Source organism: Alkalispirochaeta alkalica DSM 8900 (assembly GCF_000373545.1).
In the GTDB taxonomy this organism is placed as follows: Bacteria; Spirochaetota; Spirochaetia; order DSM-27196; family Alkalispirochaetaceae; genus Alkalispirochaeta; species Alkalispirochaeta alkalica.
The window spans coordinates 184451-191395 of sequence record NZ_KB891703.1 but is presented as its reverse complement, the minus strand read 5'-3'; the positions used below and the strand labels follow the sequence as shown (position 1 = coordinate 191395).

The 6945-nt window shown below is 58.8% G+C and carries 7 protein-coding genes; 3 read left to right on the top strand and 4 right to left on the bottom strand.

Annotation, left to right across the window (positions count from 1 at the left end; all coding sequences use genetic code 11):
- Window positions 1–237, bottom strand: a 237-nt coding sequence (locus B071_RS0107320; RefSeq protein ID WP_026245069.1) for a carboxyl transferase domain-containing protein, incomplete at its 3' end; no start/stop codon positions are given.
- Window positions 238–590: 353 nt separating this feature from the next.
- Between B071_RS0107320 and B071_RS0107315 the strand changes: the two genes are divergently transcribed.
- From B071_RS0107315 to B071_RS0107305, 3 genes are all read left to right on the top strand, one after another.
- Window positions 591–1781 carry a transaldolase family protein gene (locus tag B071_RS0107315; RefSeq protein WP_438829612.1) on the top strand — a complete coding sequence of 397 codons (1191 nt, stop codon included), beginning with the start codon at window positions 591–593 and terminating at the stop codon, window positions 1779–1781.
- Window positions 1782–1894: 113 nt separating this feature from the next.
- Window positions 1895–3277 (top strand): aldehyde dehydrogenase family protein, encoded by a 1383-nt coding sequence (locus B071_RS0107310; protein ID WP_018526454.1) that lies wholly within the window; start codon window positions 1895–1897, stop codon window positions 3275–3277.
- A 320-nt stretch (window positions 3278–3597) separates the two neighbouring features.
- A complete protein-coding gene (locus B071_RS0107305) occupies window positions 3598–4329 on the top strand; it encodes a FadR/GntR family transcriptional regulator (protein ID WP_018526453.1) in 732 nt (243 codons plus the stop codon).
- On the opposite strand, the gene B071_RS0107300 is transcribed toward B071_RS0107305, so the two are convergent.
- From B071_RS0107300 to B071_RS0107290, 3 genes are read right to left on the bottom strand one after another with little or no spacing between them, the layout of a single operon-like run.
- Complete coding sequence (locus tag B071_RS0107300) at window positions 4313–5134, bottom strand: glycerophosphodiester phosphodiesterase (protein ID WP_018526452.1); 822 nt, start codon at window positions 5132–5134, stop codon at window positions 4313–4315. The two genes, B071_RS0107305 and B071_RS0107300, sit on opposite strands and share 17 nt — an antisense overlap.
- A gap of 9 nt (window positions 5135–5143) precedes the next feature.
- Entirely contained in the window at window positions 5144–5977 is an 834-nt protein-coding gene (locus tag B071_RS0107295) for a carbohydrate ABC transporter permease (RefSeq protein ID WP_018526451.1), read from the bottom strand.
- Window position 5978: 1 nt separating this feature from the next.
- Entirely contained in the window at window positions 5979–6857 is an 879-nt protein-coding gene (locus B071_RS0107290; protein ID WP_018526450.1) for a carbohydrate ABC transporter permease, read from the bottom strand.
- Between the last annotated feature and the right edge of the window lie 88 nt (window positions 6858–6945).

The following is a 6945-nucleotide window of genomic DNA, read 5'->3' as shown; positions in this document are numbered from 1 at the left end:
GACCTGCCGGCCCTCCACAAGTCCGCTCCCCGTGGCTACTCCGTCGCCGTGGATCCGCTTGTCTCCAAGGCCGAACATTGTGGACCGCCCCTTGCTGTAGTGCTGGTGCTCCACAAAACTCCCCTCGTCCAGCAATGCCTGCAGCCGCTCCCGNGCGGTGTGCTTCCCNTTCTGGTGCTGCTGCTCTATCCGCGCCTCACCACCGCCAAGACGCACCTGCTCCCGAATCGTTTTCATGTGTTGTATCGCTTCCCGATTTCCCACTGTCGTACTCCTTATGCTCCTACGCTAAGCCCTCTTTGTTCATATGTCAAGATTATCAGACAATGCAATCCCTTCTTTCGCTCCTTCGGGGAGGCGCGCTCTGGGGGTGCCTTTCATTTTCTCATGCGAGGGCGCCTCCCGAGGCACATTCCGAGGCAAACCCGGAAGGCGGGGTAGCAAAAGCCCGGCTCTTCTTCCACCGAGCATGCTGAATCTGACCGGCTACGACCTCGCCCTCAGCCTCGTCCACGAAAGCCCGGGAGCACACAATTTCGGGATTGACAACTGGAAAATATGGTATATAATCCGTTTATCAGACAAACTAAATGACGGATAACCAGAGGTCCGGTTGCGGATACAACGCCCCTGGCTATGGATATGCGGCAGTGGCGTACCGCTGGCTGCCCAAAGATGAACAATCACGGAGGACGGAAAGAATGAGTGCGTATCGAAGCCCCCTGCACGAAATGAGCCAGACCACCCCGACTGACTACTGGAACGATTCCAGCGCCATGGACGAACTCGAGTACGGAATAGAGCACGGCGCCGTGGGAGCGACCACAAACCCGGTCATCGTGGTGGATGTCCTGAAGAAGAGTTTTTCCGACTGGCAGGGCCGCATCGGCGAGATCATCAGGGAGAACCCCTGCGCCACCGAGGACGATATCGCCTGGAAGCTGATCGACGAGATGGCCGTCAAGGCTGCAAAACTGCTCGAACCTGTCTTTGAAAAGACCGGAGGCAAAAAGGGCCGCCTCTCCATGCAAACGAACGCCAAGTTCTACCGGGACGCCGAGGCCATGGTGAAGCAGTCGCTCCATTTTGCCACGGTTATCCCCAACCTGAACGTGAAGATGCCCGTCACCGAGGCAGGCGTACAGGCCATTGAAGAGGTTACCTACCACGGCATCAGCGTGAACGCCACGGTTTCCTTCACCGTCCCCCAGGCACTGGCCGTGGCCGAGGCCGTTGAACGGGGCCTGAAGCGCCGCGAAGCCGAGGGACTCGACAACTCCATGATCGCACCGGTCTGCACCATCATGGTGGGCCGGACCGACGACTGGATCAAGGTTGCAACCAACAAGAAAGGTATCATCGTAAACCCCGACTACCTGGAATGGGCNGGTGTGGCGGTCTTCAAGAACGCCTACCGGATCTACCAGGAGAAGGGATACACAACGCGACTCCTGGCAGCGGCGTACCGGAACCACTACCACTGGTCCCAGTTTATTGGGGGGGACGTGGTGCTCACCATTCCCTGCAAATGGGCCAAACGGTTCAACGGCTCCGACGTATCCGTGGAAGAACGCATGAGCCAGCCCGTGGACCCGGCGATCATCAGGGAACTCTCCTCGAAGGTCGAGGACTTCCGCCGCGCCTACGAGCCCGACGGACTGACCCACGCCGAGTTCGACACCTACGGAGCCACGGTGCGCACCCTGCGGCAGTTTATCGGGGGGTACGCCGAGCTGTGCCAGATCATCCGGGATCTGATGATCCCCAACCCCGACAAATAAGGCCGGTCCCTGCGGCCAGCACGCAGGGACGGCGGGAAGACGATCGCGGGAACGCAGGACCGCAGGGACCGCGAGAAAAAACGGGAACCAGGACAAGGAAGAGGAAAGAGACCATGAGCGTAGTACAGGAAAAGCTGGCCCGGGCCCGGGCAGCACAAAAGCAGATAGAACACTACTCCCAGGAGGAGATCGACGCCCTGGTGGCGGCGGCGGGCTGGGAGATCTACAAGACCGAGAGCGCCGAAGCCTGCGCCCGCCTCGCCCACGAGGAAACGGGCCTGGGCGTCTACGAAGACAAGCTTCTGAAGCACCAGAAAAAAATTCTGGGAACCCTTCGGGATCTCCAGGGCGTAAAGTCCGTGGGTGTGCTCGAAGAGGACCCCGAGAAGGGGCTCATCAAGATTATCAAGCCCGTGGGCGTGGTAGGGGCCCTGATCCCCGTGACCAACCCCACCTCTTCGGTGGGCGGAAACGGCCTGGCGATCCTGAAAAACCGTAATGCCGTCATCTTTGCCCCCCATCCCAAGGGGAAAGGCTGCTCCGGCCTGGCCGCGCAGAAGCTACGCGACGGGATCAGGAAAGCCGGCGGCCCCGAGGACCTGGTACAGTGGATCGAAGAGCCCACGGTGGATCTGACCCAGGAACTCATGCAGGTGGTAGATCTGGTGGTCGCCACGGGTGGTCCCGGTATGGTGAAGGCCGCCTACTCCAGCGGAACCCCCGCCTACGGGGTTGGAGCAGGGAACGCTGTGGTGATCGTCGACGAAACGGCCGACAGGGAAGACGCGGCACGGAAGATTGCCCTGGGCAAGACCTTTGATAATGCCACCAGTTGCTCCGCCGAGAACTCTCTGGTGATCGAGTCGTCGATCTACACCGCCATGGTGGAAGAGCTGAAAAAACAGGGCGGGTACCTCTGCAGCGCCGAGGAGAAGGCCCGGCTACAGGAGACCATGTGGCCCGACGGACACACCCTGAACAGGGCCGTTGTTGCCCAGAGCGCCGGAAAGATCGCGAGTCTGGCCGGTTTCTCCGTCCCCGAGACAACCCGGTTTATCATGGTTGAGGCCGAGAAGGTAGAATCCGGAGAGCTCTTCGCCGGCGAAAAACTTTCCGTGGTGATGACCCTCTGGAAATACAGCGGTTTTCCCCAGGCGATCCAGTACGTGAAGGATATCACGGCCTTCTCGGGCTACGGCCATTCCTGCGGGATCCACACAACCCGGGAGGACCGGATTATGGAGCTGGGACTCCAGGCCCCGGTGAGTCGCATCATGGTTCGCCAGGCCCAGAGCGCCGCCAACAGCGGGAACTACGACAACGGCATGCCCTTCTCTCTTACCCTGGGGTGTGGAACCTGGGGCGGCAATATGACCACCGAGAATATTGCCTACTGGCATTTCCGGAACGTCACCTGGGTCTCCAAGCCTATCCCGCCGGTTCTTCCCGACGAGGAGAAGATCTTTGGAACCCACTGGGCCACCTTCGGCCGCTAGATTGTGCAGTATTTCCCGCAGGGCCTTTCGGCAGGGTCCTGCGGGAACCTCCTGATCCCTACCCTGTCGTGCAGCAGGGTAGGGTTTTTTTTGCCCCTGCCACGGCAGCGTGCCACAGCAGCAGGCCCGACGGTGGGAATACCCCCTGGTGTGGTACGCCAGGGATGGGTATGTGCCACCGGTCATTGAGTGCCACTGGCATTGTGTGACATGTGACAATAGTGGTCACGTCCGGGATTGTATGATAAAGTTTTATCGCGATTAGGTGTTTTCTTTCCTGCCGGCGGTTAATCGCTTACATTGATATTTTGGGGGACCCGATGGACCTGTACTCATCGAACGAAAACGCGCACATTTCGCAACAGACCGTTGTTGCCCAGGTAATGGCTCATCTCAAGGAAGTTATCGCCTCGGGGAAGTACCGTCCCGGCGATCGCCTTCCCACAGAAAAGGAACTCTCCGAGATGCTCGGTGTGGGAAGATCCTCTGTCCGCGAGGCGATCAAGGTTTTCCAGCATCTTGGTGTGGTTGAATCCCGTGCTGCAAAAGGAACCTTCCTCCGGGAGAGAGCACATATCTCCTCCGAAGCGATCGCCTGGGCCCTGCTCCTGGGCGACGACGATCTCCAGGATGTGATGGAACTGCGCGAGGCGATCGAGACCGTCTGCTTTGCCCGGCTCACCCGGGAGCTGACAGAAGGGTCGGAGTCGGCCCAAACGGTTCTGAAGGCGCTCCAGGAACAGGTTGCGGTGATGGAACGGGCCGCTGCGGGCAACCAGGTGCAGGATCTGGTGGAGGCAGACTACCGCTTTCACGGCCACATTGTCCGGGCCGGGGGGAACCACCTCTTCCGGGCGCTCTACTCAAGCCTTCACGCTTTTCTGAGCGAGGAAATCCGTTCGTCCTACACCGAGATGGCCGAGCTCTCCGAGGCGGCCCGGGACCACGCCGAGATTATCGCCGTGCTCCAGAGCCAGTCCCCCGAAAAGGCCTGTATCCGCCACCGGGAGCATTTTGAGCGTACCCGGCGGCTCCTTAAACTGACCGTATAGGCGTACCCGACCGTACAGCCCTGCCAGACTCCAGAAACGGGCCGGACCGGGACGATCCTTCCAGGAGCAGTTCCTCCTGCAGTTTCTGGAGCTTCCCGGGCTCCATGGTGGTAATTGACGAGACTCCCTGATCGATCAGGGACCGCATGGTCTCCCCGTCGTTTACCGTCCACACCGAGACGGGAAGAAACCGTCGGTTGGCGTAGTCTACCAGAGAGGGCTGGCAGAGCCGATGGTGGAGATTGATCCCGCAGCATCCGGCCTGGCGGGCGCTCCGGCAGACCTGCTCCGTGTAGAGCTGGTAGTCCTCCATGGCCAGGGGGATTTCTCCTGGTTCCGGGGCGTTCAGCATCACCTGGAACCGGGGCGACTCCCGGGTAATCATCTCTGCCCATTCAGCATTGCACCCCGTAAAGACCACGGAATCCTCCAGTTTCCAGGAGACGAGCAGATTCCGGAGATAGCCCAGACTCCCCGGATCTTTCAGATCCAGGTTGACCAGGCAGGATCGTCCCCGTACCAGCTCGAGAATGCCCTCCAAAGGGGGCAGGAGATCCGGGTCGTACGCCACGAAGGCTCTGGCCTCCTCGCTGGTAACGTCAGCGATGCGCAACCGCTCTCCCCGGGAGTTGGTGAGCTCTGCGTCGTGATGCAGCAACGGGACTCCGTCGCGACTGCTGCGAATATCCACCTCTATGAGGTCAGCCTCCGTATCCAGGGCAGCACGAAAGGACTCCACCGTATTGGGTTTGGTACCTTCACAGCCCGTGTGGGCCGTGACCAGCACCTTCTGAAAGAACGTCATCGCCTCACCTCACTTCAGGCTCATGGAGAAACCCTGGGTTAACTGTCGGTAGACCAGGTTGGAGAAGATCAGAATCGGGAGCGATGCCATCAGACCGATCGCCATGAGTTCCCCCCACTGGGTGGAATACTCTCCGATGTAGCGGGAGATTACCACCGGCAAGGTCAGCAACCGGGGCGTCCTGACAAAGAGCAAGGCAAAGAGAAACTCGTTCCAGGCGAGGATAAGGCTGAAGATCGATGTGGCGATCACGCCGGTTCGAACCAGAGGGGCCACGATGCAGATCAGAATCCGCCCGGGAGATGCTCCGTCGATCATCGCTGCCTCCTCGAACTCCAGGGGCAGGGATTTCAGGAAGCCGTAGATGATCCAGATCGAGTAGGGAAGTGTATAGATCTGGAAGGCGATGATCAGCCCCGCCAGGGTGTTGATCAGCCGGACCTGATTAAAGACGGTGAAGAGCGGTACCGCCAGAACGATGGGGGGCAGTATTCGAACCACCAGAACCCAGATCAGGAAGAGTCTGTTGATCTTCAGGGGGAACCGGAACCTCACCAGGGCGTAGGAAGCCAGAAAGGCCAGGACGATCGCCGTGGCTGTGGAGGAGACCGCCACCACCACGGTGTTGTAGAAGTTGCGCCAGATTCCCGCCGAAAAGACGTTCCCGTAATTCTGCAGGGTGGGAGCGTGAGGAAAGAGTGTCGGGATGGGGCTGATCACCTCCCGGGGATTCTTGAGAGAGGTGATGACCATCCAGTAGATCGGAGCAACAATGATCACCAGGAAGGCCACCAGAGCGATCCAGAAGAGCGCCCGCTGCAGATAAAATCGAAATCGGTACATCTCAGTCATCCTCCCGAAGCAGTTTTCGAACATAAAAGAGCGCCAGAAAAGCAACAAAGAAGAGGGTAATCACCGAGGCTGCGCTGGCACGCCCGAAGTTGAAGAAGGAGAACCCCTCGCGGTAGATAAAGAAGGAGAGCGTCTGGGTCGAGTTGGCGGGCCCGCCCCCTGTCAGGGCGTACACCTTGTCAAAGAGCCGGAAGGTGTCCAGGGTTCTGAGCATGAGCACCAGCAGAATCTGCCCCGAGAGAATGGGCAGGGTTATCCTGAAGGCGATCTGGGACGACCGGGCTCCATCGATCCGCGCCGCTTCAAAGAGTTCTCTCGGAATGGATCCCATGCCGGCCTGAATGATCAGGAACGCAAAGGGTGTCCACTGCCATATATCAACCAGGATGACCGAAAAGAGGGCCATCTGCCTGTCCGTGAGCCACCCCACAGGGCCGGCCCCGACGAGACCCAACAGATAGTTGAAGAGTCCGATCTCGTAGTGATAGAAGATCTGCCAGATCGCACAGATCACCATGGTAGAGATGATCATGGGAAAAATAATGACCAGCGAGGCGGCCCGTTTTCCCCGAAATTCTCCGTAGAGCAGGAAAGCAATAAGCACTCCCAGAAAAACTTCCAGAAAGCTGGCTGCAAAGGTGAAGATCACCGTGTTCTGGAAAGATCTCTGAAAGAGTTCTTCGCCGATTATATGGCGGTAATTGTCGAATCCAACAAAGAACCGGGTTCCCCGGATGAAATCGTATTCATAGAAGGAATCGCGAAGGATCGTCCCGATCGGGTAGGTTGTCAAAAAAAGAATGATGATTAACGCCGGCGCGAAGATCGCGTAGAAAAAGGCGTTGTGAGCCAGACGATCTGTGTTTCTCATGGTCTTTCTGTATCCTCTGAAAGTTCCTTTGGTATTTCCCCGGGGATTCCGGGGCTTTCGGGGCTCTCGCCCGGGCGCCTTCCTGGCA